The organism is Rhizobium sp. BK376 (assembly GCF_004341625.1).
Lineage (GTDB): Bacteria > Pseudomonadota > Alphaproteobacteria > Rhizobiales > Rhizobiaceae > Rhizobium.
On record NZ_SLZG01000005.1, the window covers coordinates 105,995 to 129,628 of the forward strand.

Below are 23,634 nucleotides of genomic sequence, written 5' to 3' on the forward strand. Positions count from 1 at the left end.
AAGACAGTCTCATGAGCAGCAAGAAACTCATCCGTTACGACGTGGCCGACAACCAGGCTGGCGGCCAGCGCCGCCCCTTCGCCAAGGCGGTTCGCGCCGGCGACATGGTCTATGTGTCGGGCCAGGTGCCCACAGTCGACGGCGAAGTCATAGTCGGCAATATCGTCGCCCAGACCGAGCAGGTGATCGCCAATATCAAGTCCGTGCTGGCGCTCGCCGACTGCACGCTCGAGGATGTCGTCAAGGTCAATGTGTGGCTCGACGATGCCCGCGATTTCTCGAGCTTCAACGCCGTGTTCCAAAAGCATTTCATCGATCATCCGCCGGCCCGCTCCACTGTCCAGTCGCCGATGATGGTCGACGTCAAGGTCGAAATGGACGTGATCGCCTACAAGCCCTTGGATTGAAACGAAAAACGGCGGTTCATAGCCGCCAGTTTTTGATAGTACTTGCAACCCGGAAAAGCAGCGTTTCCGGGTTGCATACCGATCCGGAAGGTCCGCCGCAGCACATGCGAGCAATCGCTAATGCTGCCCCTTCCCGGACTTGTAGCCGGCTTGCTGGGTAGGGTGCGCGTCGGCGAATGCCGGAAGCTCGAAGCAGCGTTTCCCGAGCGCCGCGACGGAGGGAAACGCCGCGAGATCCATTTCATAAAGATTGGCCATGACGATCTGGCCAGCGATGCAGATGTCAGCAATCGTCGGCGTGGACCCCAGCGCAAACGGAGCAGGCGGGCGCCGCGTAAGCAACCGCTCGTAGGTCGCAAGCCCTTCCTCCACCCAATGTCTGCACCAGGATTCGATTGCAGTCGCGTCTGCCTCGAATGCCTTCCCGAGATGTTTGCGGACGCGCGGGACGATAAATGGATGCGAGTCGGCGATCGAAACCAGCGCGAGCGAACGGGCATAAGCGCGCTCCTTCGCATCGGCCGGTAGAAGCCGGGGCTCCGGCCAAATGTCGTCGAGATATTCCATGATCGCAAGCGACTGGAATATGCGATGACCGTCATGAACAAAGGTCGGCACCACATGCTCCGCATTCACGTCGGCATAAGCGGCATCGAACTGGCGTCCGGATAGAATATCGATTTCGATTTCCTCGAAGGGAAGCTTCTTCAACGAGAGCGCAACGCGGACACGGAATGCCGCATTGGAACGCCAGAAGCCGTAAAGCTGAATGGTCAATGGATTGGTCCTTTCCTGATTCTTCCATCAGAAGGATGAGCGAAACCGCATCATGGGCTGAATGGAAGCCGATAAGCGAGGCTTGCCGAGCGACAATACCCGGGCGCTGGATCCCGAATCCCCGCTAGACGGCGAGACTAGCAGAGCCGCCAAAAGTTTCCTGCCAAAGTCGACCTCTCCTCAGCCTGCGCATCAATAAGACGCAGGCCATGGCCACGCCTGCTGATATCAGACAACCTTACCAACCCTTTCCGGAGGATTTCAAATCGAGGGCAAGATCCGGAGTTTAGCGTGAGGACCGGCCATCTAGACCTTCTCGCGGATCATCGACCGGCGTCGACGATCCTCGCGAAACCAAGAGAAGGACCGATAGGATGAGCAAGGAGACAGATAACAAGGCCATCGTGGTGCGCTGGTTCACCGAATTCTGGGGCAAAACCGTCAATCTCGCCGTCATCGACGAGATCGCCGCGCCCGATATGCTCCTCAAATACTCGCTGCATGAGGCCCGCCGCGGTCGCAACGACATCCGGGCTTTCATGACGGACTTCCGTGCAGCATTCCCCGACCTCAATTTCTGGGGCACAGCCGATCTGATCGCCGAAGGTGATTATGTCGTCGGCCAATGGGAAGGTGGCGGCACACATACGGGCCCGGCCTTCCACGACTTCATCATGGATCTCGGCCTGCCCGCGGCGAGCGGTCGCAAGATGCACTTTACCGGCACCACGGTGCTCAAGGTGATCGACGGCAAGATCGTAGAGGAGATCGGCCTTGATGACGGCGTGACCACGCTCACGCAGCTTGGTCTGCTCGTCAAGGCTTCCTGACCGCGCACGTTCCGGATGAACCGGGGGGGGTCACATCTCCAGATGTGGCCCTCCGCAAGAATCGGGTGGCGGCAATCCGATTTGAGAGCAAGCTTAGGAGTGTGCCGCGAGAGAATGACGGGCAGGAATGCTGCGGCTACAAGCCAAATCCGAAGACGACAACGAATGAACGCTCCGATCTTCCAAAATCGCAAAATGCTTCCGGTCGCGGACGATCCGCGATGGGCTCGCGTGCTCGTTCGCGACAAGAGCGCAGACGATCAATTCTGGTATTCCGTTTCCACGACGGGCATTTACTGCCGGCCGTCATGCCCTTCGCGCACGGCCAATCCCAAGAACATTCAGTTTCACGAGACGCTGCAGAGCGCCCGTGCGACGGGATTTAGACCCTGCGGGCGCTGCAACCCGGAGGGCCAATCGCTCGAAACCGAACATGCGGCTTTGATCGCCAAGGCCTGCCGCATTATCGAGGAAAGCGAACAAGAGCCCTCGCTTGACGAACTGGCGGAGACGCTCGGCTGCAGCGCCAGCTACTTCCATCGCATGTTCAAGGCGACGACCGGCCTGACGCCGAAGGACTATGCGGCAGCGCAGCGTGCCAGGAAGGTGCGCGAGGGGCTGGCCTCCGGAGGCACTGTCACCGAGGCGATCTACGACGCGGGCTTCAATTCCAGCGGCCGCTTCTATGAGCAATCGACCGGTATCCTCGGGATGACCCCGACGCAATATCGCGCCGGCGGGGAAAACGAGGAGATCAAGTTTGCGGTCGGGCAGACTTCGCTCGGCGCCGTTCTCGTCGCCTCAAGCAAGAAAGGGGTTGCCGCAATTCTGTTGGGCAGCGATCCGGACATGCTGGTGCGCGATCTGCAGGATCGTTTTTCGAAGGCGCATCTCATCGGAGCGAACAGGGATTACGAGGCGCTGGTTGCACAGGTCGTCGGCCTCATCGAGCATCCCGGCCTGGGGCTTGACCTTCCCCTTGATGTCCGAGGCACGGCTTTTCAGCAACGTGTGTGGCAGGCGATGCGGGAAATTCCCGTGGGGACCACGGTCTCCTACGCTGAGATCGCAGGCCGCATCGGCTTCCCGAAATCCTCGCGTGCCGTCGCCGACGCCTGCGCCTCCAACAATCTCGCGGTCGCGATCCCCTGCCACCGCGTCATCCGCAAGGATGGGTCGCTGTCGGGCTATGCCTGGGGTGTGGAGCGCAAACGCGCCCTTCTCGACCGCGAAGCCGCACAAGTTGCATGAGGCGGACGGCGCCTCCGCGGCATATCCCCAATTTGCTGGCGGCCAACATACGTCGATTTAAGAGCAAGCATCGGAGTTCGACCGCCGCGAGTGGTCGATAGCTTCTGGTCCTCAGATCAACAAAAGGAGCCAGACCAGTGAACCCAATGATTTCCGACCCGGCTGCGAGCCAGGACTTGGCCGTCTTCGTGCCGAGGGAGACAATGGCATGATGAAGCCGCTCCTCGACCTCGCCGCTCCTGAAGGAGCCAATGTATCCGCTATAGCGCGGATTGCCGGCTACGATTGGGCGGCGATCCTGTCTGAACTCGACAGCTTCGGCTGCGCCGTCCTGCCGAAACTCTTGTCTCTCGAAGAGTGCCGCAGAATCTCGGCGCTCTATCCGGACGAGAGTCACTTCCGCAGCCATGTGATCATGGCCCGGCACGGCTTCGGCAAGGGAGAGTACCGCTATTTCAAATATCCCCTTCCGGATCTGCTCTCAGGCGTACGCACGGCTCTGTACCCGCATCTGGCGGGACTCGCGGATCAGTGGAACGAACGCATGGGGATCGAACAGCGATATCCCGACACGCACGCCGCCTTCCTCGATCAATGCCACCGGGCTGGCCAGACACGGCCGACACCGCTGCTGCTGCAGTATATCCCGGGCGACTTCAATTGCCTGCACCAGGATCTCTATGGCGATCTCGTCTTCCCGATCCAGGTCGCGATCCTGCTCTCCGAGCCCGGAGCGGACTTCACCGGTGGCGAATTCTGCATGACGGAGCAGCGGCCCCGCGCGCAAAGCCGGGTCGAGGTCGTTCCGCTTCGTCATGGCGACGCCGTCGCCTTTGCCGTTCACAACCGTCCGGTCGAGGGCACCAGGGGCAGCTATCGCGTCAATCTTCGCCATGGCGTCAGCCGCGTTCACTCGGGGATGCGCCACACTGTCGGCATCATCTTCCACGACGCGAAGTGATCTCCCACTATCTGCAACACTGCCCCGCGCGGCCACCATGTCCCGCGGGGCTTTCGTCGTCATAGATGTTGGTGCAATGGCTCTGCTGCCGCGAATGTTCGATTTGAAAGCAAGGACCGGATCGGCACCGTTTTCGTCTCCTCCTATTGTGACCGCACGCAAATTCGAAAGGCGCTGTCATGCTTGAAATCATTCATTTTGCCTGGGGGATGAGTTCCCTCGGCGACTTCATCGTTGCGATGTCCGAGAAGGGCGTGGTCGCGCTGGAATTCAGTTCGCACCGCGCAGCGATGGAAGACGCGCTGCGCGCCCGCTTTCCCGCTGCCGAGCTCGTCCAAAGTCAGACTGATCTTGCCGACGTCCTTGATAGGGTCGTCCAAGCGGTCGAGCGGCCCGGATACGATCCAGGTCTGCCCATCGATCTCCGCGGCACGACTTATGAAGTCAATGTCTGGACGATGCTGCAGTCGATCCCGGTCGGTGAGACGACCAGCTATGGGGCGCTCGCAGCCCAACTCGGCACCCAGGATGCCCGCGACGTGACGAAGGCGATCGCGAGCAATCCGATCGCCGTGCTCGTCCCTTGCCACCGCGTGATCAAGAAGGATGGCTCGATCTCGGGCTATCGTTGGGGTGTGCGTCGAAAACGGACGCTCCTTGAGCGCGAGCAATAGAATGGGCTTGCCCTCAAAAAGACAAGACGACCGGCGACGGCCATTGCGCGGTGCCGGCCATTGACCGGAAAGCGGCCTCTCCGACCGAACGTTCGCACGCGAGAAATATGGACGGAACGATGTAGGTTTCCGACGAGTTCGTGCGTCATCCCGGTGGGAGACCAAAAGGAGCCGGTTCATGACGATTACGATCACAGCCTTCGAACACTCGCCTGATCGCGGCCGGGGGTTGGCGCGTGACATGCGTGTTCGCTGGGCGCTCGAAGAAGTGGGGCAACCCTATGACGTTCGCCTTCTTTCGTTCAAGGCGATAAAGGAACCCGAGCATCTTGCAATTCAGCCATTCGGGCAGATCCCCACCTATGAGGAAGGCGATCTCGTCCTGTTCGAGTCAGGAGCGATCGTGTTTCATATCGCTACCTGCCATGCGGGACTGCTGCCCCCGGATGAAAATGCAAAGGCGCGCGCGATTGCCTGGATGTTTGCCGCGCTCAACACCGTGGAGCCGCCGGTCTTCGATCGCAGTCTCGCCATGATCCTCGAGCGCGACGAGCCCTGGTATGAAAAGCGCCTGCATGCTCTCGAGGATGGTATTCGCAAACAGCTCGGGAGCCTCTCCAGCCGCCTTGGCGATGCCGACTGGCTGGATGGCGAGTTCAGCGCCGGCGACCTTCTCATGATCAGTGTGCTCCTCAGGCTGAAAGGGTCGGGCATAGTGGAAGAATATCCGAACCTCTCGGCCTATGTCGCCCGCGGCGAAATGAGGTCCGCATACAAGCGCGCCTTCGCCGCTCAATTGGCGGTTTTCATCGCTGCATCGAATTGATGAGAAAGGTCGCTTAATGCCAGGAACAGCCTGAACGACCCAAAGCTCTTGAAAGGACTCGGAACCCGCCACGTTTGATCCCTTGATCGGAGTCACTCGATCGAGAATGATTGTGCAAAGTTTGAGTTGACCGTTTTCGATGGCGAGGCGACACTTGCGGTCCAAAGCGAGGCAGGAGGAAAAACGATGGACGAGCCAGACCGCTGGCGCCACATGGCTAGCGCACCGAAAGACGGCAGTCGGTTCCTCGTTACAATCCGCCCGTCCGAACAGGGGCCGGCAGAAGTTGACCTTGCCTATTGGTCGAATGGTGATCAGTTCGCATCAGCGGGCTGGCGCTCTTCTGATTCCTCGCCCGGCCGCATCGTCGAATATGCCGAGCCGGAATTGAAGTGCTGGATGCCCATGCCCTCGGCCAATACCAATCGCAGCTCGATGCCCTCACCCTGGGAAGGCGAGGACGCCCAGGAGCTTGACGGGTCGGGCATCTGAGAACGCACGGCGCGATGTTGCGAAGATTCAATGCCAAGGTTTGCGCGACCTCGCGGCGTCGGTCGTCGGCAGTGACAAATAATCGCCCTGCTGCCGTCGGATACCACCATCATCCGTTAGCCGGTGATATGGCTTTAAGCTGGTGCATTGGAGGAAATGTGCTACGCTTTTCGTCATAGAACGCGTCAGAAAATGCAATCATGATCTGGGAGGATTCATGGTCGAGATATTTTCTAAGCGGGATGGGCCTCGTCGAGAGGACGTCCACGTCAAACGCCTGATCGAGCAAAATCGCGGCGTGATTACCAGGCTTGCCGACCAGTTCAGCAATGGTCGATATTCCCAATCCCAGAAGCCGCGCGAACGCCCGCAGGCAAAGGGTCTCATCATCCACATCGGCGACAAGCAGGCGACTAAAGCCGAGCCTGAGCCGAAAATCAGGGTAACGCCCAACGGCCGTGTCATTGCCGTTGACGAATCCTCGGGTCGGCAGCTTCAGCATTTCGGCGATATTCGCGAGACCGCTGCCGGGAAGACCTTCGCCCTCGCCATCCCACGCAATCGCTATATCGCGCCGCTGGACGAGGCGACCGCTGAGATGCTTGCGGACATGGACGGCGTCACCATCGGCTCCTCCTATGGCGCCAAAGATCTCGCTGCCGATATCGGTAGTCGTCTCGATATGCCGTCGGAAAACTGACTCGCCGCATGCGAGCACCCGATTTCTCCGAGGCATGAAATGTGAGAGCCAATGAAGCGTAACCCCCCGCATGGCATCAATGAATTTCCTCTCGAGCGGTCACGGCAGATGGCAGCACTGATGCCTGATGCCGCCATCATTCGCACCGACTACGACGAGGTCGGCGTGACCAGAGCGTGGGAAAGACTTCTGGAGGGAAAACAGGAGACCAGGCGCCCCACCCTGCCGGTACGCTCCACCATTCAAGACTCCTGGTCTCGCTGTGCCGAGGGAGGCATCGATGCCCAGCGCAACGAGGCGCCGATCGAGACCGACAGGGATGCCGTTGAAGCGCTGACGCGCGGCAGTTCGGAACTGCTGGAAGCTGCGATGCGTCCGTTTTCCACCATCGGCCGCATGCTGGATGGAACAGGCGCCATGCTCGCCCTTGCCGACAGCGACGGCGTCCTGATCAACGTCATGGGCGACAAGAGGACCGTCTTCGACGGCATGGATATCCACCTCGGCGTCGGGGGCAAGTGGACCGAAGATGTCGTCGGCACCAATGGCATCGGCACGGCCCTTTGGACCGGCGAACCGGTCTTCGTTCACGCAGCGGAACATTTCTGCGCTGGCATCAAGAGCTGGACCTGTGCTGGCGCGCCAATCCGCGACCCCTTCGACGGCAAGGTGATTGGTGTCGTCGATCTCTCCGGACACCCCGATATCTTTCGTCCACACAATATTGCGCTCGTCGCCGCCGCCGCCCGTGAAATAGAGAGGGCACTCGCGGACTCGCAGACGGCGGAGCGGATGAGGCTTCTCGAAGCCTTCATTGCGTCTGCCAACAATTATCATGCGAGTGACGGACTTCTGATCATCGATCGCCAGGGTCGCGCGATCTATCACAACAATGTGCCGCTGCCGGAAGGGCGACGGCTGGGCGAAGTCGTTCGCCGCGGTGGTGTGAACTGTTGGTCGCCGGAGCTCTCCGGCTCCGGCTTCCTCGACAGCGTCGCCACCAACCTTCCCGAGACGATGCGCAATTGCGACGTCTGTCCGCTCGAACTCGACGGCGACATTCGCGGGGCGGCGCTGGTCTTTGCAAATCGCGCACGTGGACGAACCGTGTCGATCGGCAGCCGCGTGTCCGATCGGCTGAAAGAAGCCTGTGCCCAGATCGTCGGCGAAAGCGAGACGCTCCGGGCGGCGGTTGATATTGCCTGCAGGGTGGCCGAGACGGAGGATGTAACCTCGCTGCTGATCCAGGGCGAGACCGGCGTCGGCAAGGAGCTCTTTGCGCGCCTTATCCATGCCGGCAGCCGAAAATCCGCCGGCAGTCCCTTCATCGCGCTGAATTGCGGGGCGGTGACGAAGGAATTGTTCGGCAGCGAATTGTTCGGGCATGTGTCCGGTGCCTTTACCGGCGCCTTGCGCGACGGCAAGGCCGGTGTCTTTGAACTTGCCGACGGCGGAGTCCTGAGCCTCGACGAAATCGGTGAAATGCCGCTGGACATCCAGCCGTTTCTGCTGCGCGTGCTCGAGGAACGTGTCGTCCACCGGCTTGGCGACAGCCGCGCCCGGTACGTCGATGTCAGGCTCGTGGCTTCGACCAATCGCGATCTCAAGCAGGAAGTCGCCGCCGGCCGCTTCCGCCGCGATCTCTTCTATCGCGTCAGTGCTGTGACCATTGCGGTGCCTCCCCTCAGGGAGCGCGGGGACGACTGTCTGCTGCTGCTTGACCATTTCAATCGCAACATGGCGGATCGAAGAGCCGTATCGCTGCTCCGTTTCACCAACGAGGCGCTTGATGCAATGCTTGCCTATCAATGGCCCGGCAATGTGCGGGAACTGCGAAATCTCGTCGAGCGGCTACATCTTCTTGCGCGCAATCGGCTGATCGCCGTGGACGATCTGCCGCCCGAGATAGCCGAACACCAGGCAATCGAAAGCCGTATTGCCATGGGGACAGAGACTGAGGTCCTCACCTTTGCCGAGGCCGAGCGGCAAGCGATCATAACGGCCCTGTCGGCCGAACAGGGCAATTTGAGCAGGGTCGCCCATCGGCTCGGCATTTCGCGACCGACGCTCTATCGGAAAATGGAGCAATTCGGGATCAAGCGCAGCTACGCCTGAGGCGGCGAGACAAGCCCCGACCGGCATTCCCATAGTCATTATTCCGGGCGACGGCACAGGGCCGCCGCCCGGTTCCACTGATCAGGCTCTTCCCAACCGTTCGGCGCCGCCCCCGAGCGCCGGACCGGCAGTGGGATCCACTTCGTCTTCATGCAGGTCTCCGATCAGCGTCTCTGTCGTCAGAATGAGCTTGGCGACGGAGGCGGCGTTGCGCAGCGCCGTGTAGGTGACGCGCACCGGGTCGATGATTCCGGCCTCGATCATATTCTGATACGTGCCGGTCGAGGCGTTGTATCCGTAACCGCCGTTCACGCGGGTGACCTCGCCCACGACAGCCACGGGATCCGCACCGGCGTTGATGGCAATGCGCGACAGCGGCCGTGTCAGCACCGATTTGACGAGCCGCACACCTTCCGCCACATCGCCGCTCATCGTCTGCAATAGGTCGTCGAGGACGGGCGCGATCTGGGCGAGCGCGGAACCGCCGCCGGCAACGACGCCTTCCTCTACGGCCGCCCGCACGGCATGGAGCGAATCCTCGATGAGTTGGATCGTGCGCTTCTGCTCGACGGGCGTCACTCCTCCTGCATAGATGACCGCCGTGCCGCCGGAGAGCTTGGCAAACCGCTCCCGCAGCTTGTCCTGCTCGATATTGGGCGGAGCGATCTCATACTGGCGCTGTACCTGCGCCCGACGGGCGGCGATCGCCTCCGGATTGCCACCGCCGCGAACGATCGCGGTGTGGCTTGCGCTCGTTCTCACCCGTTCGGCAGAACCGAGGTCTTCCGCGGTCACATCCTCCAGCCGACCGCCAAGATCGCGGGCGATAACGCGGCCGCCGGTGAGAATCGCCAGATCCTCCATCAGCGCCTTACGCCAATGACCGTATTCCGGCGGATGGATGACGAGATATTTTCCAGCACCCTCTTTGCCGAGCAGCATGACGACCGCTTCCGGCGACATTTCCTCGGCGAGGATTAGCAGCGGCCGGTGCGCCGCATCGGCAATGCGGCGCACCGCGTCCAGGGAGGAAGGATCCTTGATCTTGAGATCGGTCATCAGGATCAGGGGACGCTCCAGAACAGCCTCCATCTTCTCCTGATCCGTCACCATATGATGGGAGAGGTAACCGCGATCGAACGACATTCCTTCGACGACATCAAGCGTCGTCTCCGTTGTCACGCTGAAATCGGTCGTGATGACGCCTTCCGTGCCGACGCGCTCATAAGCTTCGGTCACAAGCGCCCCGAGCTTCGGATCGGTGGCAGCGATATTGGCGACAGCGGCCAGTACGCCGTCTCCTTTGGCAGGTTTCGCCTTGCTCTTTAAGGCCTCCACGATCTTGTCGACGGCCAGATCGATGCCTTTGCAGAGATCGACGGATTTCGCACCCCGCTCGCTCGCTGCAATGCCGTCCTGAACAAGCGCATTCGCCAGGACGATCGCTGTGGTCGTCCCGTCTCCGGCAACCTCGTTGGTCTGCATCGAGACTTCCCGGACGACCTGCGCACCCATGTTCTCGAAGCGGTCGGACAACTCAATCTCGGATGCGATGCTGACGCCGTCGCGGGTCACAAGCGGCGTGCCGATCGGACGGTCGATCATGGCATTCATCCCCCGAGGCCCCAGCGTCGACTCGACTGCGGCGGCAAGATGCCCGACGCCACGGGCAAGCGCCCGCCGGGCTTCGGAATTGTGCAACATCAATTTTGGCATGGCTCCTCCTCCTGCCGCCCAATGGCGGGTGCCCTGCCTGCCGTTCCATGCAGGCGTGTTTCAATGATCCGTGGTATGCGACAGCGTTGTGGGAGCAGGCACCCGACCGACGATGAAATCGACCAGGGTCGGCTCGCCATCGATCATTTCCATCTCCTTGTATCGCGTCTGTTTCAGCCCACGACAGAGCGCGCCGTTGAACTCCATGTTGATGCGCACGCTGCGCAACTCGCCGAGATAGGCGGCGAGCCTGTTGGCATCGACCGGCTTGCCTTCCCAATCGACAATGACCTTGTCATCGGGGCGCAGACCATGACGGCGAGCAACGAGAGCCTCGCGGTAGCGCAGCCTGACTTTGACGGTGTCTGCCTGCCCTCCCCGCAAAGCATCGAAGTCGGCGAGCGCCATCGCGGCGATCGCGTCCTCGGAAAATCCGTTTGCCCTCAGACTGAGGATGACGGCCTCCTGCCGGCGCTTGAACGCCTTCAGCCGAAACTTCGCGCGCACCGCTTCTAGATCGATCTCGCCTTCGCTCGTCAGTGTGTCGAAGATCTCCGAGAAGCTTTTTCCAGCGGCGATGCCCTGGTTCACCTCCTCGGCGAACATGTGATCATGCAGGGCAATGTGAAAACGCGGCGACCAGGAGAGAGCCTCAAGCGCCACCCTGATGTCCTCCAACATCAGGAAGGCGAAGTTCGGCGAGCACCAATAGGTCGGGAGCCGAAAATCCACCTCGACGCCGCCATCCTGCGCGATCTCGGCTCGCTCGATGAAGCCCATCTCGGTGACGGGCTCATCCAGTTCGGGGTCGTTCACCGTTTCCAACCGCCGCCAGAGCTCCCTCTGGCGGCTTTCAGACAGACCGTCGATGCTCATCGGCTCACTCCGCAGCAACGCTGAAGGGCGATCCGGCGAGTGCCTTCTTCTTGGCGGCGATATCGATGCCGTAGAGGCGCGCTGCGTTGAGGCCGAGTATCTTCTCCTTGATCTCGGGGGTCAGATCGACACCGCGTTCCTGCTTGATGTCTTCCGGCAGTTCGAAGGCCCAAAGCTTTTCCACCAGCCAGCGCGGCGTCCAGATGGCATAGTCCGAACCGAACAGAATCTTTTCCGGGCCGATCCAGAATAGCAGCTCGGCGATAACCTCGGCGAAATACCGCGGACGCGAATGGATGAACGGCAGGACAACGGCAAGTCCGCCATAGACATTGGTTTCCTGCACGCCGATCCAACAGAAATCATCGAGGCGCGGAAGACCGCAATGCTCGACGATCCAGTTGAGATTCTGGAAGTCGGTCGCGGCGTAATCGACGTCATGAACGTCGAAGGCATCCTTGCTGAGCGGGATGATGGTCGGGCCCTTGTGAACGTGGATGTTCTTGATGCCCAGCTTCTCGCAGAGTTCGAAGCAGCGGTAGGCGTCTGGATCGTTCAGCTTCCAGCCCTTGGAGGCCCCGTTCCACTCGGCCGTGTACATCTTCACGCCTTTGATGTCGTAAGTCTCCTTCATGTAGTGGATATATTCGAGGGCCTTTTCGCCATCACGCGGGTCGAAGGAGCCGTTGACGATGAAGCGTTCGGGATAACGCTTGGCCACCTCGGCATTGCGCTCGATCGTGTTGAAACCGTTCCTGTAGAAATCCTTCAGATAGGTGGACTGAACGACCGCCACGTCGTCAGGACCATTGATGAACAGGTCCTGATAGAGATCGTCAGCGCTATATTTCTCGAACTTGCTCTTCTCCCAGAGCTGCTCTTTGGGGCTGAGCCCGGTGTGATAGGCATAGAAGCATTCGACGAACTGCTTGCCATGAATATTGCGCTGGTTTTCCGGGCTCCCGTCCCAGAAATGCGTATGCCCATCGACGATGAAAATCTCTTTGCCTTCGGGTGTAACGTACATGGTTTTCTCCTCCAAAACTGCCGTGTTCCGAAGGGTGCGCCCTGGCGGGGCGCATCCTTCAATCGCCCTGCCAGACCTCAGATGTAGTCAAACACCTCGTCCATATCGCCGAAGAGGATCACCGTGTTGTCGTCGACGCGGACCATGCGGCCATAATGCGTCGATGTGTTGACCTCGAAGATTTCTGCGGTCATCTCCCGTCCGAGATATTCGCTGATCTCGTCCATCTTGAAGATCAGCTTGCCGACGCCGTCGATGCGGATCAGCGCGGGCTGATAGGTGACGACCACACCCGGCTTCTGGCCCATGAATTCGGCGATGGCGCGCGCCTCGACGGAATCGTTCATGGTGACGCCGCATTGATGGGAAATCGTCTGCTCGAAGGTGATATCCTTCATCGATTTGAAGATGTTGTCGTGCGATGTGTCGCGTGCAACCAGTGACATGAAATAGCTCCTTCGATTAGCGCTAGAGATCGAGTTCGCCGAGGATCTTGCCGAGCCGCTCCTGCGACTGGGCCTGGACATCGGCAAAGGCTACGGGCTTGGAATGCGGCATCGACCAGATCGGCTGCAGACCCTTGGCAGCCTTGTCGGCAAGGGCAGCATGCTTGGCGATCCATCCCTGGAAGACCTTCTTGTTGTCGTCGCCGTAGGAATTGTCGTTGGCGAGCAGGTACATAAGGTCGATCGTGTTGGCGAGATTGCGCTCGTAATCGGCTTCGGCCGCAGAGATGACCGGCGGCGTGACGAAGTCGTGGTTGGCGGCTGCCACCTGCATCAGGAAGCCAGAACGAAACAGTTCCCCGACCAGCGGCTCGAATATGAGATTGATCGCGAAATACTGCTCAAGATAGTCGGTCGCGCCCATGATGGTTTCGACCGCTTCGCGCGTGCCCTGCCAGACGCTGTCCTCGAGCCAGGTCTTCTTGCCGAGGTCGTCATCCCAGCCCTGAATATCCATGCCGATCTCGGCCAGATAGAGGGTGATGTCCTGGGCGAGCCGCAGCTTGTAAGAAGAATTGGTCAGCGTCGCGTTGTTGATCATCTGGGTATAGCCGTAGCGCTGCGCCTGCATCAGCGACGTGCCGAGGCCGAACTCCACATGCTTCCAGGCTCCCAGATGCGTCTGCAGGATCTTGAGCCATACCTTGTCGAAGGTTTTCGGCGCACCGGCGCGCCGCGCATTCGACACAACGCTTTGCACCATGGTCTCGATCTTGGACTGCCGCTGGTAGTGCGTGCGCTCCCACTCCTGGTCCGGCGCGCGGAAGCTGTGCCAGTTGGAGCTTTTGACAGCGGTGTTGTCCTTCACATAGGCGCCCTTGCCGTTGGCGAAGGAGATGATCCAGTTCTGGATCAAATAGCGTTCCGGATCGGGCTGGACGTCGACCGTCACATCTTCATAATGGGTGGCGCGCTGGCCCTTCGGTTCGAAGTAGCGATATCTGCGGCTGTCGGAATCGGCAAAGATTGCCGCTCCGGCCGCACCTGATCCGACAGAACTCGATAATGCTGGCATGGTTCTCACTCCCGTGTTGCAAGCTGATTTGTAGGTGTCTGTCTCTTCCGGCCCTAGTGAGCCGGAGCTGCCGACGAAGACGTCGTGAAGCGATCGAAGAAGATGCGCTCGGTTTCGAAGCCGTTCATGAAGAGGACGGGCTGAAGCGCATCGATCATCGGCGGCGGGCCGCAGGCATAGACGTCGCCGTTGCCATCCACATCGAGCTGTTTGAGCCAGGCGTCGACCCGTTCGTGAACGAAGCCGCGCTCACCGGTCCAGCCGCTGTCATCTGACGCATGCGAGAGGACCGGAATGAAGGTCACTTCGGGATGGCGCGCGACTAGCTCCTCGATGCGATCGAGATGGAAGAGGTCGCCTGGCGTGCGCGCGCCATAGAAGAAATAGACCGGGCGGGATTCGCCGCTGAGGACATGGTCGTTGAGGATAGACCACACCGGCGACATACCCGATCCTGCGCCTACCAGGATCAGGGGTCCTTCTCGTTCCTCCCGTCGGAAACAGGTCCCGTAGGGTCCGACGACGGTGACATCGGCTCCGACCCGGATGCCTCCGGAATCGAGTTCTCCGGAGAATTTGCCTTCCGGGTATTTTTTGATGATGAAGGAGAGTTTCTGGGTTTCGCGCGGCGTATTTGCCATGGAGAACGAGCGTGTAATCGTCTCCCCTTTTTCGGTGGTGACCGTGATGTCGACATATTGCCCCGCCCAGAACTTCATCGGGGAACCAAGCTCGATCTCGATGCCTCTGATATCGTGGGTCAGCGCTTCGATGTGGGAAATCCGTCCCCTGAACGTCTTCACCGCGATCGCCTTCGACAGCACCTCCTCGTCATAATTTAAAAGCTCCACTTCCATGTCGGAGAAGGCGAGCGCCCGACATAGCAGGATATGGCCGGTATCCTTCTCCATGTCGTTCAACGCGAAGGTCGAATATTTGAGCATGTCGACTTCGCCATCGAGAAGCACGCATTTGCAGGCGGAACACTGCCCCTCCTTGCAGCCGTGAGGCAGCGTGATGCCTTGGCGGAAAGCGGCGTTCAGCACCGTCTCGCCGTGTTCGACCTCGAATTCGACACCAACAGGCTCAAGGCGGACCTTGTGCGCTGCCACATGCACTTTCTGAGCGTCAGCCATATGGAAATTCTCCCAATTCCCCCGCTCCCGACTGAAGGAAGCGGCCTCGTCCCGGAATGCGGAGGCCGAATAGTCGGCCTCCGCCTGATCTCATGCGTTCAATTGCAGGGATTGATGGTGAAGCCTGCGCGATACTCGGCGAGGTGCTTCTCCCGATCCGCCGGCGACATTTCGCGCAGCAGCGTCAGCGGCGACATCAGCGTGTGGCCGCGAACATCGTCGAGTGTCCACATATCCTTCGCGTCGAAGCGCAGATGCGGTTGCGGCACCAGGGTCTTGCCGTCTGAACGGACGAAGTTCAGGTCCTTAATCGCATCGGCCAGATCCCAGCCGTGATAGAGCGTCTCCCACTCGCGCTTGCCGCTGAAGCGGCCCATCGCGGGCGTCGGCCGGCCCTGATATTCGTCCGCAAAGGCCTCGATGGCCGTCCAGCGGTCGAGTTCGTGGGCGAAGGTGTGAAGCTGACCGTCGATTTCATCGACGACAATGTCCTCACGGATCAGGCAGGGAACGAGGCAGCTCCAGCAGCGATGCGGATAGACGTAGCCGGTTTCCGTCGAGAAGGTGATCGGCGTTTCGCCGGGGCGGCTGAGCTTGTCGTACCATTTCCAGAACTCGCCGAACTCGGCATACCAGCCCGGATACTTGTTCTCGAACCAATCGAAGTCGGCTTCACGCTGGGCTTCGATGCGCCAGAAGTTGACCGGCCAGCCTACTGCGAAGAACTGCGCGACCTTGTGGACGTAGTGCTTCTTGGTGATGCGGTTCCAGGCTTCGTGCACGTCGTCGTGGTGGACCTTGATGCCGTATTTTTCGAGCGGCAGCATGTAGGTGCGATAATAGTCCTCGAAGATCCAGCGATGCCACATCTCCGCGTAGGACTCCTTGTTCTTGTCGCGGTTCGTGGTGCCGTATTCGATGAAGGTGCCGATGGCGGCATCGACGATCGCGTGGTTCTGCCAGAAGGCGTAGCGCAGGTCGCGTTCCAGAAGCAGGTGGTTTTCCGGCTCCTTGAGCGCTGCCATCAGCAGCGAATGGCCGTTGCCGATATGCCGGCTTTCGTCGGACTGGACCGACAGGAAGACGGTCGGCAGCGCATAGTCGCCGTTGCGAGCGGCTTCCGACGGCATGGCAACGAAGAGCGTATTGGTGAAAGCGGTCTCGGCGACGACGGTCAAGTACAGGCAGGCCGATGTCATCACGTCCCCGGTGATGAAGCCTTCGCCGAACTGGCGACCGATCGTCGTGGCATAGCACTTGCCGAAGGCCTCCTCGGTGATATCGAAGCCCGCAGGATCGATATAGTTCTCCATGTACCATTTCTTCAGGTTCATCTGGATAGTCGAATGGCGGAATTCGTCGACCATCTGCATGGTGAAGCCGGTACGCAGGTCTTCGCCGGGTGCGATGCGGGCGACCATCGCCATGGAGCGGGCGGCGGAGATTTCCGGGAAGGGGATGATCGCCAGGAAGAGCTTCATCCATTCCACCCAGCGCGGCTCGACATTGCGGAACATGTCCCCGCGCAGCGCCGCATCGAGAGCGCCATAGACGCGATTGTCCTTTTCCTCCTGCATGGGGAAGTAGGAGCGCAGCACCTGCTTCATCGGATCGCGCGGCGCCTTGCTGATCTTGTAGTCCGTCGGAAACGTCATCGCTTCCTGCACGTAGCTGGGATTCCAACCAAGATCGGAAATCCGCTTGGTTGCCTCGCCGACGGAAATACCTCGCTGCGAGGTTATCTTATTGAGTGTCAAAGACGACATCGTCCTCAGCCTCCTCTATGGTTCGCCGCAGACCTGAGGTCCCGGCCGGAACGGCGCCAGAAACGCCGCGAGCGAAAGTTGGAACGGCACGGGGACGGATGACGCGACGACGCGCCCCGGTGGGCCGGCCATTCAGTTCGATCGAGGCAAAGGTCTTCGGGGAGGTTCCGGACTCCTCGGCCGGATACGCCAAACCGTTCCCCAACTCCTTCGTTCTTCTGTCGTCGCAGTCAGCGCGATAATTTTATGAGAATTGAGAGTGCAAACGGCATGCCAAGTCAGTTTCTCCCTGTTTCCAGGGTTTGCCGAAGCGGAATATCGAAATGTTGTAAAGTTATTTTACAGTCGTAATTTACAAATGTAATTTAATTTATACTTTGATTTAGCGCGAATAATATTTCGCATGTGCGAGATAAACAAAGATCGACATTTAAAATTTCACGGCATATATTTTCATTCCGAGGGTATTTATTTCCCGGTTGGAAGAGATCCATGTCGGACGAGAATGAACAGAGGACGCCGGTCGGACCTATCGAAGGCGACGTGACCACAGATATTGCGAGGCTTATGCAGCGAGACCTCGTCTTTGTGGCGCGCTTTCTGGGAGAGAGCCAATATCTGATGCAAAGCCATTTCCAGCAATTCATCCTGCGCGAACTCTCTGCCTCAGGGATCACCGATGAGACCCATCCGATGATCCATGCCTTTGCCGAACGGCACGCAATCCTGCTGCGCGATTTCGTGTTCTCGGGCGTTTCCCTGTCACGGCAGCTTCGTATCGAAGAGCTCGAACGGTTGACGGGAGACACGATGATCCGCGTCGATATGTGGGACCAGATTCGCAGCCACATCGACATGGCGGAGCAGCGGTTCCGGACGCAGCTGCCGGGTCTGCCGGCCACGCTCGAGGTCTGGAAGGCACCTTCGAGAGGCAATCCATGAGTGCCGATGTTTCAAACCCGATCCAGGATTTGCTGCAGCGTCGCCTGATGCTCGTTTCGACCATTTCGGCGCTGACCGCAAAGACGCACAGGCTGATTCAGGAACATTCTGGCGCAGAGATGGAAATTCTTCGCCTGGAACTTGCCTTGGGGCGTAGCCCGGCAGAAGGCGAACTTCTGCACGCCCTGGCGAAAGCGGAAGCGGACGCCGAGGCGATCCGCTCAAGGCAGGAGGACTGCGCGGCCGAAATCGAGGTCGCGGAAGCCGCCGTCAGCGAGGTCGATCGTCTGATCGCAGCGTCAAAGGAAAAACGGTGATGAACCAGCAGTCCGTTCCCGATCTCACATTGTTCGACCTTCTCGCCCGCAATTGGCAACGCCCCGCCGCGATCAGGCAAATCTGTTTCAACGACGACGACACGCTTCTTGCCGTCATTTGTGCAGACGGCTCGCTCGCCTTTGCGCGAATGGCGGATAACGAGCCGCCGGAGGCCCGCATCACGGTCGACAGGGGCCAGGCGACGATCAGCCCACGTCAGGGCAAGGCAGCGCCGCTGATCATTACGCGGGTAAAGGGCGCCAGGTCCGTCTCGCTTCACCGTGATGGCGGCTTCCTCTCCGCAGGCGCAAACGGCGGCCTGTTGCGTCTCAGTCGGGCCGGCGAGATCGCCGAAACACTCTTCTCGATCGATCAGCCGGTTCAGGCCTTCGACTATTGCGCCGCGACGCATGCGACGGCGATCGTCGTCGGCGATAGGCTTCATTTTCACACCGGGAAAGATCCCTCGAGCGCAAAGGCAAACCTGCCCGGAATGGCTTCAGAGCACGTGGCGTTTGCCACAGACGGGACCAGAATCGCGGTTGCCACCGAGGAGAGACTGATCGTGTTTCGGGGCGGCAGTGAGCTGGAACCCTTGGTGGGGATTTACCTGCCCGCTCCGCCACTTTCGCTGAAATGGAGTGATGACGGAAACTGGCTGGCCGTCGGCCTCGATGGTGCAGGACTGTGCTTGCTCGATGCCAATGCCGGCCGCAATGTCGTGCTTGGCGATTTCCCGGCGCCAGTTCGTTCCGTAACCTGGAGCGCACAGGAAAAGGTACTCATTGCCGCCGGCGCCTATCGCATAGCCGGCTGGTCGATGAAGACGCCGCCGTTCGATGACAATGCAACGGGCGCGCTCGCCACCGGGCGCGTCGGTCTTGTGCTTGTCGACGCGGTTGCGGCCCAGCCAGAGGGCAGATTGGTCGCCGCCGGCCGTTCCAATGGGCAGGTGGTGGTCGCGCCGATCGGCTCAGGCGAAGAATTGGTGGTGCGCCCCGCCGGAGGGCCGGTCACGGCGCTTCAATGGACAAGGGATGGCCGACATCTCGCCATGGGCGATGCGCTCGGCAACGTCGCCATCGCAACCTTCCCGGCACAGCTTTTCAAATGATGGAGGACAGAATGCAGATCGAACTTTCCGAAGAGGAAAAGAGCAAGGACGCCTTTTTCGAGAGGATCGCCAGATTGTCTCAGGAGATGGTCGAGGCCCATGGAAGGGACTTCAGCATGGGCGCGTTGGTGCTCGGCGCGCGCTGGATCGCCGAAGGCAAGGCCGATGCGGGCGGCAAGGAACCTTCCCGCAAGATGATGTAGGGCTTGGATAAAGGCCGATGCTTCCGGCACGGCCTCTTGGCGATCAGGCCCTTTGCCGCGATGCCTCCACGCGCTCCTGCTGATAGAGAAGACAGACAGTCCGCAGCATCGAGGCGAGATTGGACATGTCGTCATGCTGCTCCAGCGCTTCGCGGTAGAGTTCGCCTACGAGCTTCGGCATCGACAGGCCCTCCATGGCTGCCATGTCTTCCAATGCATTCCAGAAAGCCGATTCCAATCTGATACTCGTCGAATGCCCGCCAATTCGGACCGAGCGGCTGATCTTCGTAAACCGGCCCTGCCCTTGATGCGTCAAAACCCTACACATCATGTCTTCCTCCATCGCGATAGTTGTTGGCACATGACTAAGCTCTCCGCCCGGAAACCGGACGAAGAGCGCTTGCGAAATTGTCGAAGCCGAACGTTCAAGGGATCAGCACGGCACGCCCATGGATCTTGCCGTTGTGCAAATCCTTGAGCGCCTTATTGGCGTCGGCGAGCCGGTATTCCACGGTCGTAAGGTTCACGAGGCCGCGATCGGCGAGCGCCATCAGCTCCACGAGTTCGGCCCACGTTCCGACGAGGTTGCCGATGATGTTCTTTTCCGTGATCACCATGTCTACCGTCGGCACGCGGATATCTTCGCCGTAGCCGACGACGTAGTAGCTGCCCATCGGCCGGGTCATCGCAAGCCCCCTGGTGGTGGTGCCTTTTTCGCCGACGAAGTCGATAACGGCTTCGGCGCCTTGCCCATCCGTCAGTTGCAGCACTGCCTCGACCTCGTTGCCGTCAGCCTTGACCAGCTTGTCGGCGCCGATCTTGCGTGCCAATGCCAGGGAATCCTCTGACGTATCGACCACGATGACGTCGGCAGCGCACATGGCCTTCAGGCACTGGATGGCGATGTGGCCGAGCCCGCCCGCTCCGATGACGACGCAGCTCTCGCCGGGTAGCAGATGCCGCGTCGCTTTCTTGACGGCTCTATAGGCGGTCAGTCCGGCATCGGCATAGGGTGCTACATCCTTCGGCGCCAAGGTCTTGGGCAAAGCCACGATATTGCGCTCTGAGGTGCAGAGATATTCGGAATAGCCGCCGTTGCTGTCGAGCCCGGGAAATTTACCGGGGCCATGCATGTCGAAGCCACGCCGGCAGGCAAGGCAAGTGCCGCCCGAAATCTTGGGATGGACGATGACGGGATCGCCGACCTTGATGCCCTCCACTTCCTTGCCAATGGCCTCTACCCAGCCGGCATTTTCATGCCCCATAATCAGGGGCAGAAGATCATGGCCGTTCGGATCCATATGCGGCCGCCACACGCCCTCGATGATATGTAGGTCGGTGCGGCAGACGCCGGCGCCACCGATACGCACGATGACGTCGGTCGATTTCTTGATCTGCGGATCGGGGACGTCCTGTAGCGAAACCCACTGATCGGCTTTCAGATGATCGTCATATTTGTTCAGAACCTGCGCCTTCATACTGATGTCTCCTCCATCGCAGAGATCGATGCCTGTTGCGAAGCAGGAAGAAGCAATCGCCGTTCCAGATCAGATTCATTTTTATTATCATATATATAGCTGGAAGCGGCCGACGCATCTCTGTTCATCGGCTGGACGGAGCCGCGAACGAAACTGTCCAGTTTCTGTCTATTGTCATCCCGGTGACGACTGTTATCCTTCCGTCATGATGCATGAGGAGGAGCCATGCAGCATCTTTCAGGAATGGACCGAGCGCGCAACGCGCTTGAAAAGGGTGAGCGCTTCCCTGTTGGCGCGCTTCAAGCTGTCGTCGCCGACAGCTGGCAGCGGTGTCGCGAAGGCGGTCTCGATCCGCGCGGCATGCCGCTTCATAGCGTCGTGGCCTTTTCCGACGTCCGAAGACGGCGTGAGGCTGCCGCGTCCATGCGCCGTCTGGCGCTCGCTGAGATGCAGCTTTTGCACTCGCAGATCGCCGGATCGAACTTCATGATCGCACTTGGCGATGCAGACGGCATCGTTCTCGATACGATCAGCGATCAGGAATTCGCCGACAGCGCTGCCGGCCGTTCGATCATTCCGGGCAGCATGTGGAACGAGGATGAGCGCGGTACCAATGCCCTCGGCCTCGCCGCCATGACCGGAAAGCCGGTCGCTATCTACGGACGCGAGCACTATTTCGCCTGTCATGGCCATCTGAGCTGCATGGCAGCGCCTGTCTTCAATTCGCAGGGCGAGCTTCTCGGCCTGCTCGATGCCTCCTGCGCCCATGAGGCCCGACAGGAACACACGCATGCGCTGGTCCGCATGGCTGCATCGCAGATCGAGAACGGCCTCGTTTTCCAGGAATTTTCCGGCAACTTCGTTTTTGCCTTCCATCCACGCGTCGAATATCTGGACACGCTCTCGGCCGGGCTGATCTCTGTATCGCCCGGCGGCGACATCACCTCGATCAATCGTTCCGGCCGGGCGCTGCTCGCTGGCCTGCCGGCAACGCTTGGCAGCCATTTCGATGCGCTCTTCGAATCCGGCTTCGGCGCTGCGATGGATGGGCTGCTCAGCGGCGTCATCATCCGCATTCGCGACCGGGCCGGCAGCAGCGTCTTCATGGCCTGCCGGCAGATCGCCCAAGGGCGAAGTTCGCCGCCCCGCCAAGGCTCCCTGTCCGTCCCGACATTGCTGCCTAAGCAAGGCCTGCCAGAGTTCGTTTGCGAAGACGGCGTGCTGCGGCGGGCAATCGCCAACCTGGCGGACGCCGTTGCTCTGGAGATGCCCGTCCATATCACCGGTGAGACCGGGACAGGCAAGGAACTGATGGCCCGCCATATCCATCACCTTAGCCGGCGAAAGGGTGAGTTTGTCGCCATCAATTGCGGCGCGGTGCCGGAGGAACTCTTCATCTCCGAAATATTCGGTCACGAGCCGGGAGCCTTCACCAATGCGCGCGACAAGGGCGCGCCGGGCCTTGCGCGCGCGGCCCATCGAGGCACGCTGTTTCTCGACGAGGTGGCCGACATACCGCTTGCCGCGCAAACCTCGCTTCTCCGTTTCCTCGATAATATGGAAGTTCGGGCGGTGGGTGCGCATAAAACCGAGAAGGTGGATGTGCAGATCGTCTCCGCCACCAATCGCGACATGGAGGAGATGGTCGCGCAACGGCTGTTTCGCGCCGATCTCTATTATCGGCTCAACGCCTTTGCCGTTCATCTGCCGGCGCTCAGAGCCCGCACCGATTTTGCTGCGATCGTTCGCCACCTAATGGAGGCTATGGCGCCGGGAACACCGATCACGGACGCTGCCATTGCCGGACTTTCACGACGAAAATGGCCGGGCAATGTGCGCGAGCTGAGGTCCGTCCTGCAGCGCGCACTGGTGGGCCGTCACGCCGACTATCTCGATGAGGATTGTTTCGAGGGAGCGAAATCGGAGGCCGAGAGCGTGGGCGATTGCTGTGAGGAATGCCGAAACCGGCCGCTCAGTCGCGCCAGATGCGAAGAAATCCGTTCAGTACATCGTCGGTTGGATGGAAATATTTCAAAAGCGGCCCGCGAATTGGGCCTTTCACGCACGACGGTTTACAAGCATGTGCTCGGACTGCAGGATCACAAATAGCGACCACCGCGCTGAATGACTTCGATCTTGTAACCATCGGGATCGGTCACAAAGAAGAAGCGGGCAAGCGGCTCGCCATTGTGCTGAAAACCCACGATCTTGCCGACAGCGAACCCGAGCGAGACGAAGCGCTTGTGCTCGCTCTCTATGTCGTCGACCGAAACGGCTAGATGGCCATAGCCGTCGCCGAGCCCATAGGGCTCAGTCCGCCCTTTATTGACCGTCAGCTCAAGTTCGAATCCTGTGTCGGGGTTGCTGAGATAGAGAAGCGTAAAGCTGTCGAAATCCACGCGTTCGGCAACGGAAAGACCGATCGCTTGCCGATAAAAGTCGACGGAACGCCGCTCGTCCAGCACCCGGATCATGGAGTGGATCATCTTGGCCATATATGCGCC

25 protein-coding genes are annotated in these 23,634 nt (G+C 60.0%); 14 read left to right on the top strand and 11 right to left on the bottom strand.

The annotated features are described in order from the left end of the window. Window positions 1-11 precede the first annotated feature (11 nt). A complete protein-coding gene (locus EV561_RS14975; RefSeq protein WP_132522782.1) occupies window positions 12-407 on the top strand; it encodes a RidA family protein in 396 nt (131 codons plus the stop codon). Between the two features lie 117 nt (window positions 408-524). Here EV561_RS14975 and maiA read toward each other — a convergent pair whose 3' ends face one another. Next, window positions 525-1,184 (bottom strand): maleylacetoacetate isomerase, encoded by a 660-nt coding sequence (maiA, locus tag EV561_RS14980; protein WP_132522784.1) that lies wholly within the window; start codon window positions 1,182-1,184, stop codon window positions 525-527. Between the two features lie 374 nt (window positions 1,185-1,558). Here maiA and EV561_RS14985 point away from each other — a divergent pair, with 374 nt between their 5' ends. The 8 genes from EV561_RS14985 (at window position 1,559) to EV561_RS15020 (ending at window position 9,033) form a co-directional block, all read left to right on the top strand. Next, window positions 1,559-2,014, top strand: a complete 456-nt coding sequence (locus tag EV561_RS14985; RefSeq protein WP_132522786.1) for an ester cyclase — start codon at window positions 1,559-1,561, stop codon at window positions 2,012-2,014. Between the two features lie 165 nt (window positions 2,015-2,179). Then, entirely contained in the window at window positions 2,180-3,265 is a 1,086-nt protein-coding gene (ada, locus tag EV561_RS14990; RefSeq protein WP_132522788.1) for a bifunctional DNA-binding transcriptional regulator/O6-methylguanine-DNA methyltransferase Ada, read from the top strand. A 211-nt stretch (window positions 3,266-3,476) separates the two neighbouring features. After that, on the top strand, window positions 3,477-4,226 hold the full coding sequence (locus EV561_RS14995; protein ID WP_132523309.1) for a 2OG-Fe(II) oxygenase: 750 nt from the start codon (window positions 3,477-3,479) through the stop codon (window positions 4,224-4,226). A gap of 179 nt (window positions 4,227-4,405) precedes the next feature. Continuing rightward, the gene (locus EV561_RS15000) at window positions 4,406-4,900 is read left to right on the top strand and encodes a methylated-DNA--[protein]-cysteine S-methyltransferase (RefSeq protein WP_132522789.1); all 495 of its coding nucleotides are present in this window, start codon (window positions 4,406-4,408) and stop codon (window positions 4,898-4,900) included. 178 nt (window positions 4,901-5,078) lie between these two features. After that, the gene (locus tag EV561_RS15005) at window positions 5,079-5,726 is read left to right on the top strand and encodes a glutathione S-transferase family protein (protein ID WP_132522790.1); all 648 of its coding nucleotides are present in this window, start codon (window positions 5,079-5,081) and stop codon (window positions 5,724-5,726) included. A gap of 186 nt (window positions 5,727-5,912) precedes the next feature. After that, on the top strand, window positions 5,913-6,218 hold the full coding sequence (locus EV561_RS15010) for a hypothetical protein (protein ID WP_132522791.1): 306 nt from the start codon (window positions 5,913-5,915) through the stop codon (window positions 6,216-6,218). A 217-nt stretch (window positions 6,219-6,435) separates the two neighbouring features. Further along, complete coding sequence (locus EV561_RS15015; RefSeq protein ID WP_132522793.1) at window positions 6,436-6,918, top strand: hypothetical protein; 483 nt, start codon at window positions 6,436-6,438, stop codon at window positions 6,916-6,918. Window positions 6,919-6,969: 51 nt separating this feature from the next. After that, window positions 6,970-9,033: a sigma-54-dependent Fis family transcriptional regulator gene (locus tag EV561_RS15020; RefSeq protein ID WP_132522795.1), complete on the top strand. Its 2,064-nt coding sequence runs from the start codon at window positions 6,970-6,972 to the stop codon at window positions 9,031-9,033. Window positions 9,034-9,114: 81 nt separating this feature from the next. On the opposite strand, the gene EV561_RS15025 is transcribed toward EV561_RS15020, so the two are convergent. From EV561_RS15025 to EV561_RS15055, 7 genes are all read right to left on the bottom strand, one after another. Continuing rightward, complete coding sequence (locus tag EV561_RS15025; protein WP_132522797.1) at window positions 9,115-10,749, bottom strand: molecular chaperone GroEL; 1,635 nt, start codon at window positions 10,747-10,749, stop codon at window positions 9,115-9,117. Window positions 10,750-10,809: 60 nt separating this feature from the next. Further along, window positions 10,810-11,625, bottom strand: coding sequence for an iron-sulfur cluster assembly protein (locus EV561_RS15030; RefSeq protein ID WP_132522799.1), 816 nt, complete (start codon window positions 11,623-11,625; stop codon window positions 10,810-10,812). A gap of 4 nt (window positions 11,626-11,629) precedes the next feature. Beyond that, entirely contained in the window at window positions 11,630-12,652 is a 1,023-nt protein-coding gene (locus tag EV561_RS15035) for an amidohydrolase family protein (RefSeq protein ID WP_132522801.1), read from the bottom strand. A gap of 77 nt (window positions 12,653-12,729) precedes the next feature. Beyond that, the gene (locus tag EV561_RS15040) at window positions 12,730-13,098 is read right to left on the bottom strand and encodes an MmoB/DmpM family protein (protein WP_132522803.1); all 369 of its coding nucleotides are present in this window, start codon (window positions 13,096-13,098) and stop codon (window positions 12,730-12,732) included. 22 nt (window positions 13,099-13,120) lie between these two features. Continuing rightward, window positions 13,121-14,173 carry an aromatic/alkene monooxygenase hydroxylase subunit beta gene (locus EV561_RS15045; RefSeq protein WP_132522805.1) on the bottom strand — a complete coding sequence of 351 codons (1,053 nt, stop codon included), beginning with the start codon at window positions 14,171-14,173 and terminating at the stop codon, window positions 13,121-13,123. Between the two features lie 53 nt (window positions 14,174-14,226). Further along, window positions 14,227-15,309, bottom strand: a complete 1,083-nt coding sequence (locus EV561_RS15050; protein ID WP_132522807.1) for a 2Fe-2S iron-sulfur cluster binding domain-containing protein — start codon at window positions 15,307-15,309, stop codon at window positions 14,227-14,229. 98 nt (window positions 15,310-15,407) lie between these two features. Beyond that, window positions 15,408-17,075 (bottom strand): aromatic/alkene/methane monooxygenase hydroxylase/oxygenase subunit alpha, encoded by a 1,668-nt coding sequence (locus EV561_RS15055; RefSeq protein ID WP_132522809.1) that lies wholly within the window; start codon window positions 17,073-17,075, stop codon window positions 15,408-15,410. 492 nt (window positions 17,076-17,567) lie between these two features. On the opposite strand from EV561_RS15055, the gene EV561_RS15060 reads away from it, so the two are divergent. From EV561_RS15060 to EV561_RS15075, 4 genes are read left to right on the top strand one after another with little or no spacing between them, the layout of a single operon-like run. Next, on the top strand, window positions 17,568-18,017 hold the full coding sequence (locus EV561_RS15060) for a hypothetical protein (RefSeq protein ID WP_132522811.1): 450 nt from the start codon (window positions 17,568-17,570) through the stop codon (window positions 18,015-18,017). After that, window positions 18,014-18,334, top strand: a complete 321-nt coding sequence (locus tag EV561_RS15065) for a hypothetical protein (protein WP_132522813.1) — start codon at window positions 18,014-18,016, stop codon at window positions 18,332-18,334. The genes EV561_RS15060 and EV561_RS15065 overlap by 4 nt, the downstream gene beginning before the upstream one ends. Then, the gene (locus tag EV561_RS15070; RefSeq protein ID WP_132522815.1) at window positions 18,334-19,449 is read left to right on the top strand and encodes a hypothetical protein; all 1,116 of its coding nucleotides are present in this window, start codon (window positions 18,334-18,336) and stop codon (window positions 19,447-19,449) included. The genes EV561_RS15065 and EV561_RS15070 overlap by 1 nt, the downstream gene beginning before the upstream one ends. 11 nt (window positions 19,450-19,460) lie before the next feature. Then, window positions 19,461-19,652: a hypothetical protein gene (locus tag EV561_RS15075; protein WP_132522817.1), complete on the top strand. Its 192-nt coding sequence runs from the start codon at window positions 19,461-19,463 to the stop codon at window positions 19,650-19,652. A gap of 43 nt (window positions 19,653-19,695) precedes the next feature. Here EV561_RS15075 and EV561_RS15080 read toward each other — a convergent pair whose 3' ends face one another. Both EV561_RS15080 and EV561_RS15085 read right to left on the bottom strand, forming a co-directional pair. Further along, window positions 19,696-19,983 carry a ribbon-helix-helix domain-containing protein gene (locus EV561_RS15080; protein WP_245512673.1) on the bottom strand — a complete coding sequence of 96 codons (288 nt, stop codon included), beginning with the start codon at window positions 19,981-19,983 and terminating at the stop codon, window positions 19,696-19,698. 94 nt (window positions 19,984-20,077) lie between these two features. Then, on the bottom strand, window positions 20,078-21,130 hold the full coding sequence (locus EV561_RS15085; protein ID WP_132522819.1) for an NAD(P)-dependent alcohol dehydrogenase: 1,053 nt from the start codon (window positions 21,128-21,130) through the stop codon (window positions 20,078-20,080). A 225-nt stretch (window positions 21,131-21,355) separates the two neighbouring features. On the opposite strand from EV561_RS15085, the gene EV561_RS15090 reads away from it, so the two are divergent. Further along, the gene (locus EV561_RS15090) at window positions 21,356-23,239 is read left to right on the top strand and encodes a sigma-54-dependent Fis family transcriptional regulator (protein WP_132522821.1); all 1,884 of its coding nucleotides are present in this window, start codon (window positions 21,356-21,358) and stop codon (window positions 23,237-23,239) included. Here the strand turns inward: EV561_RS15090 and EV561_RS15095 are convergent. Further along, entirely contained in the window at window positions 23,230-23,625 is a 396-nt protein-coding gene (locus tag EV561_RS15095) for a VOC family protein (protein ID WP_132522823.1), read from the bottom strand. The genes EV561_RS15090 and EV561_RS15095 overlap by 10 nt on opposite strands. Between the last annotated feature and the right edge of the window lie 9 nt (window positions 23,626-23,634).